Origin of the sequence: Geobacillus genomosp. 3 (genome assembly GCF_000445995.2) — a bacterium.
Taxonomy (GTDB): domain Bacteria; phylum Bacillota; class Bacilli; order Bacillales; family Anoxybacillaceae; genus Geobacillus.
The window spans coordinates 524,352-540,723 of sequence record NC_022080.4; the positions used below are offsets into that span (position 1 = coordinate 524,352).

The window sequence follows — 16,372 nt, forward strand, 5'->3', positions numbered from 1 at the left end:
GTAAACAACGGCGGGGAATTGGACTCAACCAATTCCCCGTTGCTTTTACGAGTAGAAATATGCGTACTGCTCGACTCCCATTTTTTGTTCACTTACTTCAAGTGCGTGGTCGATGTAGCGCAACAAGGCAGTGAGCCTTTCCTGGATGACGGAATAGTCGTGCTCGAAATTATAGGCGTGGAGAAACTTTTCAATTTTTTTCGACAGCATGTCATCAGGTGTACGCACCATTAAAATGAGCAAATTATCCCACTCGGAGCGATGTGTATAATAGAGCGCCTTATCGTAGTCGACGGTGTTCAAGCGGCATGCCTCCTTTATCGAGAAGGAGTCATTGTTAGTGTATGACGATGGGCTGTTTTGTTGCCCTGTAAATGTTGTGACAGAAGGCAAAATATAAATTATAACCGAAATGGAGATAAAAAAGGAAAAGTAAATATTGCAATTTTGTGACAATAATAGTATCCTCTAAGAAAGGGGATGATGAAAATGAACAAACGGCACGAAGGGCACGAAATTACAAAGATGTGCAAATGGATGGCGTCCGTCGGCCTAATCGTCGGAACAGCGCTTTTTTTGCTTAGCTTTATCGCAAGCGCTTACAACAAAGACTTTTTCTTGACGATCGTCAGCCTCGGAATCATCGGAGCCTCGATGGTGATGTTTGGATTCGGTTTGTTTATGGGGCTGTTGACAGAGACGTATCACCGCGGCCCGCGCGGGAACGTATAGCGTGCATAGAGAATGAAAAGCACCGGACATTACCCCGGTGTTTTTCGTTTTTGCTGGATGTACCAATATAAGGTTGCCGATGCAACAACAGCCAGAAAAGCAAGGACAACAGGCAAGCGGTACGTATGAACGTACTGCTTGACCTCCATCCAGCGGCTTTCAAAGTAGGCGCCGATCGTTAAAAAGACGGCGACCCATACCATCGCTCCGCTATAGGCAAACAAGGCAAACTTTCTCCAGCTGTAGGCGTTTGTGCCGGCCCAAAAAGCGGCGACATGCCGAACGCCGGGGATGAAGTAGCAAATGAATAAAACGGATGGGCCGAGTTTAGAAAAAAGTGCTTTCGTCTGTGCGAGCCGTTTCTCGGTCAGATGGAATTTTGGACCGAATTTATGCAAAAAAGGCAGCCCCAACGTGATCCCAAGAATATAACTGAGTGAAATGCCTGCGATCGCCCCGAACCAACAGGCGAGAAAAGCAAGCGGATACGAAAAGGCGCCGGTTGAAACGCGGTAGCCGGCATACGTCAGCAGCAGCTCGTCCGGAATCGGCAATCCGACGATGCCGAGCATGAGCGCAACCATAATGCCGACGTAGCCAAAATGTTCGATGAGATGATGCCAATATTGATGCAAACGATCACCACGCTTTATCGGAACATGTCGTGTATAACACAAATTATAACGGACGGTAGGCCGAAATGAAAAGCATGGGCAATGATTCAACGTATCAAAACGCCTTTTCCCTCATACATTGTGGTAAGGGGAAAAGGGGGGATTTGGATGCGGCAGGACGAGCTGAACGAACTGGAACGGGCGATTGCGGAAATTACGGAAATCGCAGAAGGATTTGGGTTGGATTTTTATCCGATGCGTTACGAAATTTGTCCGGCGGACATTATTTACACGTTTGGCGCCTACGGGATGCCAACGCGTTTTTCTCATTGGAGTTTTGGAAAGCAGTTTTACAAGATGAAGCTTCATTACGACTTAGGATTGAGCAAAATTTACGAACTCGTCATTAACTCGGATCCTTGTTACGCCTTTTTGCTCGATACAAACACGCTCATTCAAAATAAGTTGATCGTCGCCCATGTGTTGGCCCATAGCGACTTTTTCAAAAACAATGTCCGCTTCAGCAACACGAAGCGCGATATGGTGGAAAGCATGGCCGCGACAGCAGAGCGGATCAAACATTACGAGCACCAATACGGAAAATTGGAAGTGGAAAAATTTTTAGATGCCGTCTTAGCCATTCAAGAGCATATCGACCCGTCGCTGTTGCGGCCGAAGCTGTCGTGGACATGGGAAGATACGGAAGTGTATGAGGAGGAGGAACCATCCAAAACATCGACGCCATACGATGATTTATGGTTACTTGATGAGCGGAACAAGCCAAAAACGCCACCGCGGAAAAAACGGCGCAAGTTTCCGCCGCAGCCGGAGAAAGACGTTTTGCTGTTTATCGAGGAATACAGCCGCGAGCTCGAGGATTGGCAGCGTGACGTTTTAACGATGATGCGCGAGGAAATGCTTTATTTTTGGCCGCAGCTTGAAACGAAAATTATGAATGAAGGCTGGGCGACGTATTGGCATCAGCGCATTTTGCGGGAAATGGATTTGACGAGCGATGAAGCCATTGAGTTTGCCAAACTGAACGCCAACGTTGTGCAGCCGTCGCGCACGGGCATTAATCCGTACTATTTAGGGTTGAAAATTTTTGAAGACATTGAAGAGCGGTGGAACAATCCGACGGAAGAGATGAAAAAATATGGCGTCAAACCGGGGTCGGGACGGGCGAAACTTTTCGAAGTGCGCGAATTGGAATCCGACATTTCGTTTTTGCGCAACTATTTGACGAAAGAGCTCGTCATGCGCGAAGATATGTATTTATTCCAAAAGCAAGGGAGAGATTACAAAATCGTTGACAAACATTGGGAGCATATCCGCGATCAGCTCGTCAGCATGCGGGTGAACGGCGGATTCCCGTATATCACGGTCAATGACGGCGATTATATGCGCAACGGAGAGCTGTATTTAAAACATTGGTATGAGGGGATCGAACTCGATCTGAAGTATTTGGAAAAAGTACTGCCATACATTTATCAGTTGTGGGGCCGTCCGGTCCATATGGAGACGGTCGTCGAGGAAAAGCCGATGTTGTTTACGTATGACGGGAAGACGGTGCATCGGAAATATTTATAATCGAGGGCAGGGATATCCTGCTTTTTTTGTTTGTCACCATGAATATGTGATAAATGTCACAAATTATTCGAAATCATGGCGGATAACGTTCCCGATTTTATGAAATAATATGAAGTAGGTAGTTTGTGATGGTTGTCACAATTTTTTCGTGATTGTCTAAGCGTCCGGGGGGATGAACATGTGGGAGCGACACGAAAAAGCGCTTGTGTTCATTAGTTTTGCTGTCGCAGCAGTTGTCTTGCTTTCTTTGATTGGCCGCTTGTTTTCATAAGGGGGGATGACCATGACTAACTATGATCCGGTGCTGCTCAGCCGTGTTTTGACGGGATTGACGCTAACCGTCCATATTCTTTATGCCACAATCGGCGTCGGGATTCCATTGATGATTGCCATCGCCCAGTGGGTTGGGATCCGAAAAAACGATATGCATTATATTTTGCTTGCCCGCCGCTGGACGCGCGGCTTCGTCATCACCGTCGCTGTCGGCGTCGTGACCGGAACGGCGATCGGTTTGCAGCTGTCGCTTTTATGGCCGAACTTTATGCAGCTGGCCGGTCAAGTGATCAGTTTGCCGCTGTTCATGGAGACGTTCGCCTTCTTTTTTGAAGCGATTTTCCTTGGTGTTTATTTGTATACATGGGATCGGTTTGAAAATCAGAAAAAACATTTGCTATTGCTTATTCCGGTGGCGATCGGCTCTTCCGCGTCGGCCATGTTTATTACGATGGTGAACGCGTTTATGAATACGCCGCAAGGGTTTGAGATAAAAAACGGCGAGCTTATCAACATCGACCCGATTGCCGCGATGTTCAACCCGGCGATGCCGACAAAAGTGGCCCACGTGCTGGCGACGGCGTATATGACATCGGCGTTTATACTCGCTTCGATTGCGGCGTGGCATTTATGGAAGGGCAACCGGCATGTGTACCACCGCAAGGCGCTTCATTTAACGATGAAAACGGCGCTCATTTTTTCCGTGGCGAGCGCTCTTGTCGGCGACTTGTCAGGAAAGTTTTTAGCCGAATACCAACCGGAAAAGCTGGCGGCTGCCGAATGGCATTTTGAAACGGGTTCCCATGCGCCGCTCATCTTATTTGGTACGTTGACGGAGGACGGGGAAGTGAAATATGCCCTTGAAATCCCATATGCGTTAAGCATTTTGGCACACAACGATCCAAGGGCGGTTGTAACGGGATTGAACGATATTCCAAAAGATGAGCGTCCACCGCTTTATATCCATTATTTGTTTGATGTCATGGTGACGATTGGCGTGTTTTTAATGATTTTATCGGCTGCTTATTGGCTCGGATCGATCTTTCGTTGGAAATGGACAGCGAAAAAATGGTTTTTTGGGCTGTTGATCGCAGGGGGGCCGTTGGCGATGATCGCCATTGAAGCCGGTTGGTATTTGGCGGAGGTCGGGCGGCAGCCGTGGATTTTGCGCGGCTATATGAAAACGGCGGAAGGGGCGACATCGTCCGCTCATGTTGATACGATGCTTGTTTTGTTTTGTCTTTTGTATATGGTGCTCGTCATTGCAAGCGCCACGGTGCTTGTCCGTATGTTTCGACGCAACCCGGTCGAACGGGAGCTGGAAGAGCGCGCCAATAACGGGGAGGTGACGCCATGACGCTCGAAGTCATCGGCATCTCGGTGTTATGGCTGTTTTTGTTCGGGTATATTATCGTTGCCTCGATTGACTTTGGGGCCGGGTTTTTCAGCGCCTACAGCCATTGGGCGAACAAACAGCATATTTTGCACCGCATCATCCAGCGCTATCTGTCGCCGGTGTGGGAAGTGACAAACGTCTTTCTCGTTTTTTTCTTTGTCGGGATCGTCGGCTTTTTTCCAAAAACGGCGTATTATTATGGCTCGGTGCTGCTCGTTCCAGCGAGCATTTCCATTGTTTTGCTCGCCATCCGCGGCTCGTACTACGCCTTTCACACATACGGAGGGACGGAGCGGAACTGGTATTTGCTCGCTTACGGGCTGACGGGCTTATTGATCCCCGCTTCGCTGTCAGTCGTCTTGACGATTTCAGAAGGCGGGTTTGTCGAGAGGCGCGGAGGGGCCGTTGTGTTGGATTACGAAAAACTGTTTGCAAGTCCTTTGTCATGGAGCATCGTATTGTTAAGCGTCACAAGCGTCTTGTACATTTCCGCCGTGTTTTTGACGTATTATGCGAACGCGGCGGGGGACGAGCGGGCGCGAGAGCTGTTGCGCCGCTATGCTCTGCTTTGGAGCGGGCCGACGATGTTGTCAGCGTTGCTCATTATTTACCAACTCCGCTACCATAATCCAGAGCATTATGCCAACCTATGGGAAGTGGCGTGGATGTTGGCTGTGTCCTTTTTGCTTTTTGTCGTCACCGTTTGGCTGCTTTGGCGGCGACGGCGATTTGGCTGGGCGTTCATCGCGCTTTTGTTTCAATATGCGTTCGCGTTTTATGCTTACGGCATTTCGCATTACCCGTATTTGCTTTACCCGCATTTAACGATTTATGACGGGTTCACCAATGAAACGATGGCGATGGCGTTAATTGTTGCGTTTATCGCCGGGTTCTTGCTTCTCATCCCGTCTTTGTATTTGCTGATGCGCCTCTTTTTGTTCAATAAAGCGTACGTCAAAGGGAAATGGGAAGGAGGAAAAGGATGATGCAAACGTTTTTGATCATGTATGCGCCGCTGCTGATTGTTGCCCTTTCCGTCGTTGCCGCCTTTTGGGCCGGATTGAAAGATGCACGGATCAATGACTGAACACGATGGAGACAAGGATGCATAGTTTGCGGTGAATCGCCCACACTAGCGGATGACAATGAATAAAGAAAGGATGGGCGATCATGAAAGAAGTGTTGCAGCGTGTGAAAGAACAGTTGGAACAAGCATTTGACGAACCGCGTTCGACGAGCCTTGACGGGGCGCTCCATGAGCTTGAACAATTGAAGGAGAACGCTGGGGAGAAGAGGCAAATGATTGAAGACGTCATTCGCGCTGTCACGCATGCGCGCAATGCGCGGGTCGAACTTGCCGCCGCCGGTGACGAATCGGCGACGAACGCCTTCGCCGAAGCTTACCGAGCGCTTGATCAAGCGATTGAATCGTACAGTGGCGTCGATAACGACCCGGTGTAAGACGGATGGGGGTTCCTCGGCCTTCACCTGTCGGAAATATGCGGAAGGCGGATGGATTGCAAGCGTTTGGCTGATGTGTTATACTGATTAACAACCAGTAAATACAAGAAACGTTTTCTAGGGTTCCGCGGCTGTTTGGCAGCCGGCCTGTGACCGAGAGAAAACGCGCGGCGCGCCCGCGTACACGGAGGGACAAAAGCCCGGGAGGAGTATCATTTCGATATTTCCCGCGGCTTTTTTGTTTTGAAAGGGGGAAATGATACATGGCGTGGGTATACTTATTTGTCGCCGGAGTGTTCGAAATCGTATGGGCCATTTCGCTGAAATACACGGCCGGTTTTACCCGTCTTTGGCCGTCTGTCGTCACTGTTGCAGGGATGGCAGCTAGTTTTTACTTTTTATCGATGGCAACGAAAACGTTGCCGATCGGCACCGCCTATGCGGTTTGGACGGGAATCGGGGCGCTCGGGGCGGTCATCATCGGCATGCTGTTTTTAAACGAGCCGGTTAACGCGCCGCGAATTGTCTTTTTATTGTTCATCCTTGTCGGAATCATCGGTTTAAAGTTCACAGCTGGACAGTAACAATCGGAAGGAGCAAGAAGCTGTCGGCTGGTTTCAACAAACATCCATGAGCAAAGTGCCGCTCACCACGCAATATGAAAAAGGCTGATTAAGGCAAGCATTTTCACAGAAAAAATCCATTCCTGCTTTCGCACGGTGTGAAAAGAGTTCGATTTTTTATTATGTGTGGAAAAAATGCATTGACAGGACGCATAAACATTGAATATCATGGAATTGTAAGGTAAATATCCTGTTGCTAAAGGGGAGTAGCTTTAACAGCAAAGTCGTCAGTTCAGGGTGCACGCCCTCGGCTTTGTTGGCAACGGCAACGTTGTTAGCGAGACCTTTACCTATTGTGGTAAAGGTCTCTGTTTGTTTAAAGACCTTTACCAAGTGTGGTAAAGGTTTTTTTCATTTCATGAAACGAAAGGGGGGAAGATAATCGTAAAACAAAATGGGCTCGATTTTATAGGAAAAATGGTAAGAAAGATGGGGGGAATGTCATGCGCAAGTGGTGGAAGCGACTTCGCTTGATCGTTCACGTCCGGCGTTTTCTTCCGTTTTTGTTTGAGTTTTTTGCCTCGCGCGAGGTGCCGGTGCGGAAAAAGGCGATTTCCGTCGGGTTGCTGCTGTTATATATAGCGTTGCCGTTTGATCTCATTCCCGATTGGCTAGCACTATTTGGTATTATTGATGATTTCGCCGTTTTCATATTTATTTTGCAGCAAGTCATTAAGATGGCTCCAGTATCATTAAAGGAAAAATATAACTTATAAAGGGGGACGATTTTGTGGAGCTGTTTTCTCCAGAATTTTGGACAGCGCTGCTGTCGATTATCATTATTGACCTTGTCTTGGCAGGGGATAACGCGATTGTCATTGGGCTGGCGGCCCGTAACTTGCCGAAGCACCAGCAAAAAAAGGCGATCATTTGGGGAACCGTCGGCGCTGTTGTCATCCGCGCGCTGGCAACGATATTTGTCGTATGGCTTCTGAAAATCCCGGGGCTTTTGCTTGTCGGCGGTATATTGCTCGTTTGGATCGCTTACAAGTTGCTCGTTGAGGAAAAAGGGCACGATGACATCGAGGCCGGGGGAAGTTTATGGGAAGCGATTCGCACCATTATTATTGCCGATGCATTGATGGGGCTTGACAACGTGTTGGCAGTTGCCGGTGCGGCGCACGGAAGTTTTCTCCTTGTTGTCCTTGGGTTGGTTATTTCTGTGCCGATTATGGTGTGGGGCAGCACGCTCATTTTGAAATGGATTGAGCGTTTCCCGATTATTATTACGATTGGTGCCGGAGTCCTTGCTTGGACGGCATCGAAAATGATCGTCGGCGAGCCGTTTTTGAAAGAGTACTTCGCCAATCCAGTGGTGAAATACGGATTTGAGTTGCTTGTTGTTGCTGCTGTCATTACAATTGGGACAATGAAAAAAAGAAAAGCCGCCAAAGAACCGCAACCAAAAGCCGCCAATGAATAATTGGCGGCTTTTTTTTACGCTATGGGTCGGTGGGTTTGTGCCATTTCAGCAGGAGAAGCTGAAGCAGCCAGCCGGCGGCCAGCCCGGGGATGACCGACAAGATCGGCAGCCAAATCGGTCCGAAAAAGATGCCGGCAATCGTGACGTCGAACGAGTACATTAAACCGACCGTCACAAAGTAGGCGGAGAAGACAAAGGGCAAGAACGAGTACGGCGTTTGTCCGCCGCCGGCATCTTTGAACGCATCCCACATGGCGAAAAAGTATAAACAAGGGTAAAACATCAGCCACTCAATTCCTACAACGTCCGCCGCTTCGTACGTACGACCCAAAAAGCTGAGACGGATGGCTTCGTTGAATTGAGATTGAGTGTTAATGAGCAGTTCCAACAAAATAAACGCAATTCCTTTTACATACCTTTTGTTTAACAGTTGCCCAAATCCGGGCAACGCAATGCTCCACAGCAATGTTTCGATCGCTTTCACTTTCTCGACCCTTTACTGAAATAATGTTGGTTGATCGTTGCTTTGTCTGTTGCACCGTGTAGCGGAGCGGGAGGCAGCAAGTGAGTATTTTATGCTCAAGGCGGTGGTGCACAATTACATTTTTCGCGCTAAAGTCCTATTTTATACTTTTTTGCAATAGTGAAGAAGGAACATTCTCCTGTGGATTCGAACAATAGCAGAAAGTTAGAAAATGTCTTTGATTTTTTCAGAATAATAAATATAATAGTAATATCGGGAATATTAATGAAAGACCAATAAGGAGGAGGCATATGAAGGGGCTAAAATCGATTTTGCTATGGGGGCTCATTTCCGTCCTTGGAGCCGCAGCGTTCGCTGTTTTGGCGTTAAGCCGCGGCGAGTCGGTCAACGCGATGTGGCTCATCGTGGCTGCGGTGTGTACGTATGCGGTCGCCTACCGTTTTTACAGCCGGTTTATCGCCCGTAAAGTATTTGAGCTCGACGATAATCGGAAAACGCCGGCCGAAGTGTTTAACGACGGGAAGGACTACGTCCCGACGAACAAATGGGTGCTGTTTGGACACCATTTCGCCGCCATTGCCGGCGCCGGGCCGCTTGTCGGACCGATTTTGGCTGCGCAAATGGGCTACTTGCCCGGCACGCTTTGGATCATTATTGGCGTTGTGCTCGGCGGGGCGGTGCAAGATTTTATCATCTTGTTCGCGTCAATGCGCCGCAACGGAAAGTCGCTTGGCGAGATGATCAAGGACGAGATGGGGCCGGTGACGGGCTTTATCGCAGCGCTTGGCATTTTGGGCATTATGATTATTTTATTGGCCGTTTTGGCGCTCGTTGTCGTGAAAGCGCTCGTTGGAAGCCCGTGGGGAATGTTCACGATTGCTGCTACGATCCCGATTGCGATTTTGATGGGCATTTACATGCGCTTCATCCGTCCGGGGCGCGTTGCTGAAGCGTCGCTCGGGGGATTTGTGCTATTGATTTTGTCGATCGTGGCTGGGCAATATGTCGCGGAGCACCCGACGCTCTCGGCGATGTTTACGTTAAAAGGTGAAACGATCGCGATCTTGATGATTATTTACGGTTTTGTCGCCTCGGCGCTGCCGGTGTGGCTGCTGTTGGCGCCGCGCGACTATTTGAGCACGTTTTTGAAAATCGGCACGATTGTTGGACTAGCACTCGGCATTTTAGTCGTTACGCCTGATTTGCAAATGCCGGCTGTAACGAAATTCATTGATGGCACCGGACCGGTGTTTGCCGGCGATTTGTTCCCGTTCTTATTCATCACAATTGCTTGCGGAGCAGTGTCCGGATTCCATGCGCTCGTGTCGTCCGGCACGACGCCGAAGATGATCGAGCTGGAAAGCCATTCGCGTCCGATCGGCTACGGCGCCATGTTGATGGAATCGTTCGTTGCCGTGATGGCGATGGTCGCAGCCTGCATTTTGACGCCAGGGGTGTATTTTGCCATCAACAGCCCGGCGGCGGTGATCGGGGCGGATGTAGCGCAGGCCGCCAAAGTCATATCGTCGTGGGGGTTCACGCTCACTCCCGACATGTTGACGGAGCTGGCGAAAGACGTCGGCGAACAAACGGTGTTGTCACGCACGGGCGGGGCGCCGACGCTGGCGATCGGGATGGCGGTCATTTTGTCGAACGTCATTGGCGGCAAGGCATTGATGGCGTTTTGGTACCACTTCGCCATCTTGTTTGAAGCGCTGTTCATTTTGACGACGATTGACGCCGGCACGCGCGTCGGCCGTTTCATGATCCAAGACATTATGGGAACGTTCTACAAGCCGCTCGGCAAAACGGATTCGCTCGTATCCAACTTGATCGCGACGACGCTTTGTGTCCTGGCTTGGGGCTACTTCTTGTATCAAGGGGTTGTCGACCCACTCGGCGGCATTAACACGCTATGGCCGTTGTTTGGCATCGCCAACCAAATGCTCGCCGGCATCGCCCTGTTGTTTGCGACAACGGTCTTGTTTAAAATGGGCAAAAAAGCGTACGTTTGGGTCACGCTCGTGCCGACGACATGGCTTTTGGTCGTCACGTTGACGGCGGGATACCAAAAGCTATTCCACGAAAACGTTAAAGTCGGTTTCTTATCGCATGCGAAAATGTTCCAAGACAGCCTGAGCCAAGGAAAAATCTTAGCGCCGGCCGCGAATGAGGCGCAAATGCGGCAAATTATTATGAACGATTATATTGATGCGACATTGTGCGCGATTTTCATGCTTGTAGTGATCGCAATGCTTATTTCCGCATTGAACATCTGGATCAAAGTGCTGCAAAACAAACATGTGCCGCTCAAAGAAGCGCCGTACGTGCCGCGCGATGGAGAAGGAGCGAAGCATTATGCCTAAATGGCTGCAAACCGTTTTGGCTTACCGCCGGCAGTTTCTCGACTTGCTTGTCGGCGTGCCAAACTATGAAAAATATGTCGAACATATGAAAACCCATCATCCGGGCGAGCCGATCAAGTCGCGGAAAGAGTTTTTCTGCGAAGCGCAAGAGGCGCGCTATAACGCCAAAGGCGGCAAAGTATCGCGCTGCTGCTAGGAGTGGGAGGGAAGGAGGGGGTGCCCCTTCTTCCTTTTTTTCTTCAACGTCCGCATCGGGGAGATGCCCATTCAAGCTGGGACTTGGCCATAAACACACCGAAAAGGGGGATACATACATGCGCATTCTTGTAGTGGGAGCAGGGGCGGTTGGCGGCTATTTCGGCGGACGCCTGCTTGAAAAAGGCGTCGATGTGACATTTCTCGTCCGTGAGCGGAGAAAGCGGGAGCTTGAGGAGCGCGGGCTTGTCATCCGCAGCGTCCACGGCGATGCAGTGCTCGCGCCGAAACTGATCGCGGCCGGTGAACGGACGGAGCCGTTCGATCTTGTCGTATTTTCAAACAAGGCGTATCACTTGGCGGGCGCCATCGCTGATGCCAAACCGTACGTCGGTGAGACAACGATGATTTTGCCGCTGTTAAACGGCATGGCCCATATGGATGTGTTGCAGGAGTCATTTGGCGATGACAAGGTGTTGGGAGGCCTTTGTTTCATCGAAACGACGCTAAACGAAAAAGGGGAAATCGTCCAAACAAGTCCGGCGCATGAAGTTCGTTTCGGTGAGTGGTCCGGCGAACGGACGGAGCGGGGTGAAGCGTTGGAATCGCTGTTTGCCGGCGCCAACGCCCGTTTCCGGCTAAGCGAACGGATCGTTTCAGACATGTGGAACAAATATTTATTTATTGCAACGATGTCGGGCGTAACGACGCTGTTTCGCGCTCCGATCGGGCCGGTTCGTTCCGGTGAGTATGGAGGCGCCATTATCAGCCGGTTGCTTGGGGAAATCAAAACGATCATGCAGGCGCACGGCGCGCCACTCACCGAGGAGATGGCCGAGCGGCAGCGCGCTCAGCTCGAACAGATCGCCCCGACGATGAAGTCATCAATGCAGCGCGATATGGAAAAAGGGCTGCCGATTGAAGCTGATCATTTGCAAGGGTATTTGCTGCAGCTGGCGAAACGATATGACATCCATGCCCCGACGCTTGAAACCGTATATCATAACTTGAAAATTTACGAGGCGGGCCGCACCGCTAACGAACATTGATTATGGTTCGAATCGGCCGTTTGCCGGCATGTACATGGTCTGGCAAACGGCTATTGTTTTACGGGCGGCGATGGAAAACAACAGTCCAAAAATAGCTGTCAACCATTTTTTCGCTAGCCTTGAAAAAAAGAGAGTTGTATATTGCCGCCATGTAGTGTACAGTGATAGTGAAAACGTGTGCACAAAGGGGGAGGCAGCCTTGAAGAAAACATGGTGGAAAGAGGGCGTCGCCTATCAAATTTATCCGCGCAGCTTTATGGATGCCAACGGCGACGGCATCGGTGATCTTCGCGGCATTATTGAAAAACTTGATTATTTAGTGGAACTCGGGGTTGACATCGTATGGATTTGCCCGATTTACCGGTCGCCGAACGCCGATAACGGATACGATATTAGCGATTATCAAGCGATTATGGATGAGTTTGGGACGATGGACGATTTCGATGAACTGCTCGCTGAAGCGCACCGGCGCGGGCTGAAAGTCATTTTGGATTTGGTCATCAACCATACGAGCGATGAGCACCCATGGTTCATCGAGTCGCGGTCATCGCGCGACAACCCGAAACGCGATTGGTACATTTGGCGCGATGGCAAAGATGGACGTGAGCCGAACAACTGGGAAAGCATTTTCGGCGGTTCGGCATGGCAATACGATGAGCGGACGGGGCAATATTACTTGCATATTTTTGACGTCAAACAGCCCGACTTGAACTGGGAAAACGACGAAGTGCGGCGGGCGCTTTATGCGATGATCAACTGGTGGCTTGATAAAGGCATCGACGGCTTTCGCGTTGACGCCATTTCGCATATTAAGAAAAAGCCGGGACTGCCGGATTTGCCGAATCCGAAGGGGCTGACGTATGTGCCGTCGTTCGCCGGGCATATGAACCAGCCGGGCATTATGGAGTATTTAAAAGAATTGAAGGAGCAAACGTTTGCGCGTTATGATGTTATGACAGTTGGCGAAGCGAACGGAGTCACAGTCGATGAGGCGGAACAATGGGTCGGGGAAGAAACCGGCGTGTTCAATATGATTTTTCAGTTTGAGCATCTAGGGCTATGGAAAAGGCGGACTGACGGTTCCATCGATGTCCGGCGCCTGAAGCGGACGTTGACGAAATGGCAAAAAGGGCTTGAAAACCGCGGGTGGAATGCGTTGTTTTTGGAGAACCACGATTTGCCTCGCTCTGTTTCGACGTGGGGGAATGACCGCGACTATTGGGCGGAAAGCGCCAAGGCGCTCGGCGCGCTCTATTTTTTTATGCAAGGGACGCCGTTCATTTATCAGGGGCAGGAGATCGGGATGACGAACGTGCAATTCCGTGATATTCGTGATTACCGCGATGTCGCCGCCCGGCGTCTGTATGAACTTGAACGGGCGAATGGCCGGACGCATGAGGAAGCGATGGAGATCATTTGGAAAACCGGACGCGACAACTCGCGCACCCCGATGCAATGGTCTAGTGGGCCGAACGCTGGATTTACAACCGGTACGCCATGGATCAAGGTGAACGAAAATTACCGCACGATTAACGTCGAGGCTGAACAGCGCGATCCGAATTCCGTTTGGTCGTTTTACCGGAAAATGATCCAGCTGCGCAAAGCGAACGAGTTGTTCGTGTATGGGACGTACGATTTGCTTTTGGAAAACCACCCATCCATTTACGCGTATACAAGAACGCTCGGCCGTGACCGGGCGCTTGTGGTCGTCAACTTGTCGGATCGCCCTTCGCTTTACCGCCATGACGGCCTTCGCCTTCAATCGCACCAGTTGGCGCTTGGCAACTATCCGGTTCCGACGCATAAAAATGCGACGCGCTTTAAGCTCAAGCCGTATGAAGTCCGTGTCTACATCTGGAAAGAATAAGAAGGAATCCGTCCATCCGCGTTGAATAAATAAGGTGGAAGGGAGATGATTAATGGTGTCAACGATCGATCCGATCCGCTATCCGATCGGAACGTTTCAAGCGCCGGCGCAGTTCCGGACGGAAGACGTGCAGCAGTGGATTGCCGATGTCCGCCGGCTGCCTGACGCGGTGCGGGCTGCTGTCGCCGATTTAAACGATGAGCAATTGAACACGCCATATCGCGACGGCGGCTGGACGGTGGCTCAAGTTGTCCACCATTTGGCCGATGCCAGCATGAACGCGTTTTTGCGCACGAAATGGGGATTGACGGAAGAGGCGCCGACCGTTAAACCGTTTATCGAAAGCGAATGGGCCAAAACAGCTGATGCCCGCACATTGTCGATCGAATCGTCGCTTTTATTGCTTGACGGGCTGCATGCACGGTGGGCGATGCTGCTCGAGTCAATGACAGAAGCGAATTTTCATCGCCTCGTCCACCCGGAAGGAGCGTTGCAGCCGATGCCGCTGTACGTATTGACCGCGCTGTATACATGGCACGGGAAGCACCATACCGCGCAAATTACATCATTGCGGGAACGGAAAGGATGGTAAAAAAGCCGCCGATTTGGCGGCTTTTTTTACTCAGAAAGGGAAGGAACGCACGCTGTTGGCCGACCCGAAAATTTTAATTTTGGACGAGGCGGCGGCCAGCATCGATACCGAAATGGAGCTCGTTATCCAACGGACATTGGAAACGCTGCTCAGCGGGCGGACAACTGCTATCATCGCCCGCCGGTTGTCGACGATTTGTGACGCGATCATATTATCGTCCTCGACCACGGCCGCATCGTCGAGCAAGGGGCGCACGAGGAGCTGATGAGGCAGCGCGGCGCTTACTACGAGTTGGTCAAGGCGCAATTCCAACAGTTTGACACCCAATGAGGGGGTGTGGACGTCCGGCCATTTGCCGCTGATGAGAGAAGCTGCCTTTGCGCGACTCTTTTTTCAAAAAACATGTTGGAAAAACATTTTCGTTAAACGAAAGCATACAGTTATGTTATACTGACAAATATTAAGGGGCACGAAATACATATTTCACAAGGGGGATCGGTATGAATGCGCAACAAAAGCAAGTTGTTGCGGAACAGAAGGAAAAAATTTGGACACGCAATTTCGTTTTAATTTGCCTGGCCAACTTTTTCATCTTTCTCGGGTTTCAAATGACGTTGCCGACATTGCCGCTGTTTGTCGAACAGTTAGGCGGCAATGATCAGTTAATCGGCCTTGTTGTCGGGGTGTTTACGTTTTCAGCGCTCGTTGTCCGTCCGTTTGCCGGCCATGCGCTTGAGACGAGGGGACGGCGGTTTGTGTTTTTGTTCGGTTTGTTTATTTTTGTTATTTCGGTCGGCTCGTATAGTTTCATTTCCGGCATTTTTCTTCTCTTTTTGATGCGGGTTGTTCAAGGGGTCGGCTGGGGATTTTCGACAACGGCGTCCGGCACGGTGGCAACGGACATTATCCCGGCGAACCGCCGTGGAGAAGGGATGGGCTATTACGGATTGTCGGGGAACATCGCCCTCGCTTTTGGACCGTCACTCGGACTCGTGCTGGCGGCTGCCATTCCGTTCAGCCATTTATTTATGATTTGTGCGGCGCTCGGTGTAGCCTCCTTATTGTTTGCCGCTGCCATTACATATAAAAAGGCGGAGGCAGGGGATAGACAAGAGGAGAACAAATGGGACCTTTACGAAAGGACGGCCTTAATTCCATCGGTGCTGCTGTTCTTTTTAACGGTGACGTTTGGCGGCATCGCTTCGTTTTTGCCGCTGTATACGGCGCAAAAAGGGATCGGCGGCTTGCAGCTGTACTTTTTGCTTTACGCGCTCGCTTTAATGGTAACGCGGACGTTCGCCGGCCAACTGTATGACCGGAAAGGGCATCGGGCTGTCTTTCTCCCGGGGGCGGGGCTTATTTTGCTTGCGATGCTGATGCTCGCCTGGCTGCCAGGGGAGTGGGCGTTGTTGACTGCAGCAGTGCTGTACGGATTTGGGTTCGGCATGGTGCAGCCGGGGTTGCAGGCATGGTCGGTCGAGCGGGCGCCTGTTCACCGGAAAGGAATGGCGAACGCAACGTTTTTCTCGTTTTTTGACTTGGGAGTTGGCATCGGAGCGATCGTCTTTGGTCAAGTTAGCCATTGGTTTGGCTACCCGAGCATTTATTTAGCGTCCGCCGGTTCGGTGCTTGTTTCCATGCTCGTTTATTTGAGCGTGGTGCGCAAAGAACAGCCGCTCCGCCCGGGGCAAGAAAGAAACGCTTAAG

18 protein-coding genes, 1 pseudogene and 1 riboswitch are annotated in these 16,372 nt (G+C 50.6%); of the genes and pseudogenes, 16 read left to right on the top strand and 3 right to left on the bottom strand.

Annotated elements, in window-relative coordinates; translation table 11 throughout:
- Positions 1–45: 45 nt before the first annotated feature.
- The gene (locus M493_RS02780) at positions 46–303 is read right to left on the bottom strand and encodes a YhdB family protein (RefSeq protein ID WP_020958743.1); all 258 of its coding nucleotides are present in this window, start codon (positions 301–303) and stop codon (positions 46–48) included.
- Between the two features lie 180 nt (positions 304–483).
- Here M493_RS02780 and M493_RS02785 point away from each other — a divergent pair, with 180 nt between their 5' ends.
- Positions 484–732: a hypothetical protein gene (locus M493_RS02785; RefSeq protein ID WP_041267839.1), complete on the top strand. Its 249-nt coding sequence runs from the start codon at positions 484–486 to the stop codon at positions 730–732.
- Between the two features lie 29 nt (positions 733–761).
- Here M493_RS02785 and M493_RS02790 read toward each other — a convergent pair whose 3' ends face one another.
- On the bottom strand, positions 762–1,367 hold the full coding sequence (locus tag M493_RS02790; protein ID WP_020958745.1) for a DedA family protein: 606 nt from the start codon (positions 1,365–1,367) through the stop codon (positions 762–764).
- A 147-nt stretch (positions 1,368–1,514) separates the two neighbouring features.
- Between M493_RS02790 and M493_RS02795 the strand changes: the two genes are divergently transcribed.
- From M493_RS02795 to M493_RS02825, 8 genes are all read left to right on the top strand, one after another.
- A complete protein-coding gene (locus M493_RS02795; RefSeq protein WP_020958746.1) occupies positions 1,515–2,936 on the top strand; it encodes a SpoVR family protein in 1,422 nt (473 codons plus the stop codon).
- 283 nt (positions 2,937–3,219) lie between these two features.
- Positions 3,220–4,566, top strand: coding sequence for a cytochrome ubiquinol oxidase subunit I (locus tag M493_RS02800; protein WP_020958748.1), 1,347 nt, complete (start codon positions 3,220–3,222; stop codon positions 4,564–4,566).
- On the top strand, positions 4,563–5,591 hold the full coding sequence (locus M493_RS02805; RefSeq protein ID WP_020958749.1) for a cytochrome d ubiquinol oxidase subunit II: 1,029 nt from the start codon (positions 4,563–4,565) through the stop codon (positions 5,589–5,591). The genes M493_RS02800 and M493_RS02805 overlap by 4 nt, the downstream gene beginning before the upstream one ends.
- On the top strand, positions 5,591–5,692 hold the full coding sequence (gene cydS, locus M493_RS19070) for a cytochrome bd oxidase small subunit CydS (protein ID WP_420480333.1): 102 nt from the start codon (positions 5,591–5,593) through the stop codon (positions 5,690–5,692). Before M493_RS02805 ends, cydS begins: the two co-directional genes overlap by 1 nt.
- Before the next feature lie 83 nt (positions 5,693–5,775).
- Complete coding sequence (locus M493_RS02810) at positions 5,776–6,066, top strand: hypothetical protein (protein ID WP_020958751.1); 291 nt, start codon at positions 5,776–5,778, stop codon at positions 6,064–6,066.
- Between the two features lie 106 nt (positions 6,067–6,172).
- Positions 6,173–6,275, top strand: a riboswitch (guanidine-I (ykkC/yxkD leader).
- Positions 6,276–6,329: 54 nt separating this feature from the next.
- Positions 6,330–6,650: a DMT family transporter gene (locus tag M493_RS02815; RefSeq protein WP_020958752.1), complete on the top strand. Its 321-nt coding sequence runs from the start codon at positions 6,330–6,332 to the stop codon at positions 6,648–6,650.
- A 482-nt stretch (positions 6,651–7,132) separates the two neighbouring features.
- Positions 7,133–7,405, top strand: coding sequence for a YkvA family protein (locus M493_RS02820; RefSeq protein WP_020958753.1), 273 nt, complete (start codon positions 7,133–7,135; stop codon positions 7,403–7,405).
- Positions 7,406–7,419: 14 nt separating this feature from the next.
- Entirely contained in the window at positions 7,420–8,112 is a 693-nt protein-coding gene (locus tag M493_RS02825; protein WP_020958754.1) for a TerC family protein, read from the top strand.
- A 19-nt stretch (positions 8,113–8,131) separates the two neighbouring features.
- On the opposite strand, the gene M493_RS02830 is transcribed toward M493_RS02825, so the two are convergent.
- Positions 8,132–8,596, bottom strand: a complete 465-nt coding sequence (locus tag M493_RS02830) for a hypothetical protein (protein ID WP_020958755.1) — start codon at positions 8,594–8,596, stop codon at positions 8,132–8,134.
- A 290-nt stretch (positions 8,597–8,886) separates the two neighbouring features.
- Here M493_RS02830 and M493_RS02835 point away from each other — a divergent pair, with 290 nt between their 5' ends.
- From M493_RS02835 to M493_RS02865, 7 genes and pseudogenes are all read left to right on the top strand, one after another.
- Positions 8,887–10,962 (top strand): carbon starvation CstA family protein, encoded by a 2,076-nt coding sequence (locus M493_RS02835; protein ID WP_020958756.1) that lies wholly within the window; start codon positions 8,887–8,889, stop codon positions 10,960–10,962.
- Positions 10,955–11,158 carry a YbdD/YjiX family protein gene (locus tag M493_RS02840; RefSeq protein WP_020958757.1) on the top strand — a complete coding sequence of 68 codons (204 nt, stop codon included), beginning with the start codon at positions 10,955–10,957 and terminating at the stop codon, positions 11,156–11,158. The genes M493_RS02835 and M493_RS02840 overlap by 8 nt, the downstream gene beginning before the upstream one ends.
- Positions 11,159–11,276: 118 nt before the next feature.
- Positions 11,277–12,206, top strand: a complete 930-nt coding sequence (locus tag M493_RS02845) for a ketopantoate reductase family protein (RefSeq protein WP_020958758.1) — start codon at positions 11,277–11,279, stop codon at positions 12,204–12,206.
- A 199-nt stretch (positions 12,207–12,405) separates the two neighbouring features.
- On the top strand, positions 12,406–14,073 hold the full coding sequence (locus tag M493_RS02850; RefSeq protein WP_020958759.1) for a glycoside hydrolase family 13 protein: 1,668 nt from the start codon (positions 12,406–12,408) through the stop codon (positions 14,071–14,073).
- Positions 14,074–14,128: 55 nt separating this feature from the next.
- Positions 14,129–14,665, top strand: coding sequence for a YfiT family bacillithiol transferase (locus M493_RS02855; protein ID WP_041267840.1), 537 nt, complete (start codon positions 14,129–14,131; stop codon positions 14,663–14,665).
- A 46-nt stretch (positions 14,666–14,711) separates the two neighbouring features.
- A pseudogene (locus M493_RS02860) lies at positions 14,712–14,995 on the top strand (ABC transporter ATP-binding protein); the annotation flags it as partial.
- 170 nt (positions 14,996–15,165) lie between these two features.
- Positions 15,166–16,371, top strand: coding sequence for an MFS transporter (locus M493_RS02865; RefSeq protein ID WP_020958762.1), 1,206 nt, complete (start codon positions 15,166–15,168; stop codon positions 16,369–16,371).
- Position 16,372 lies beyond the last annotated feature (1 nt).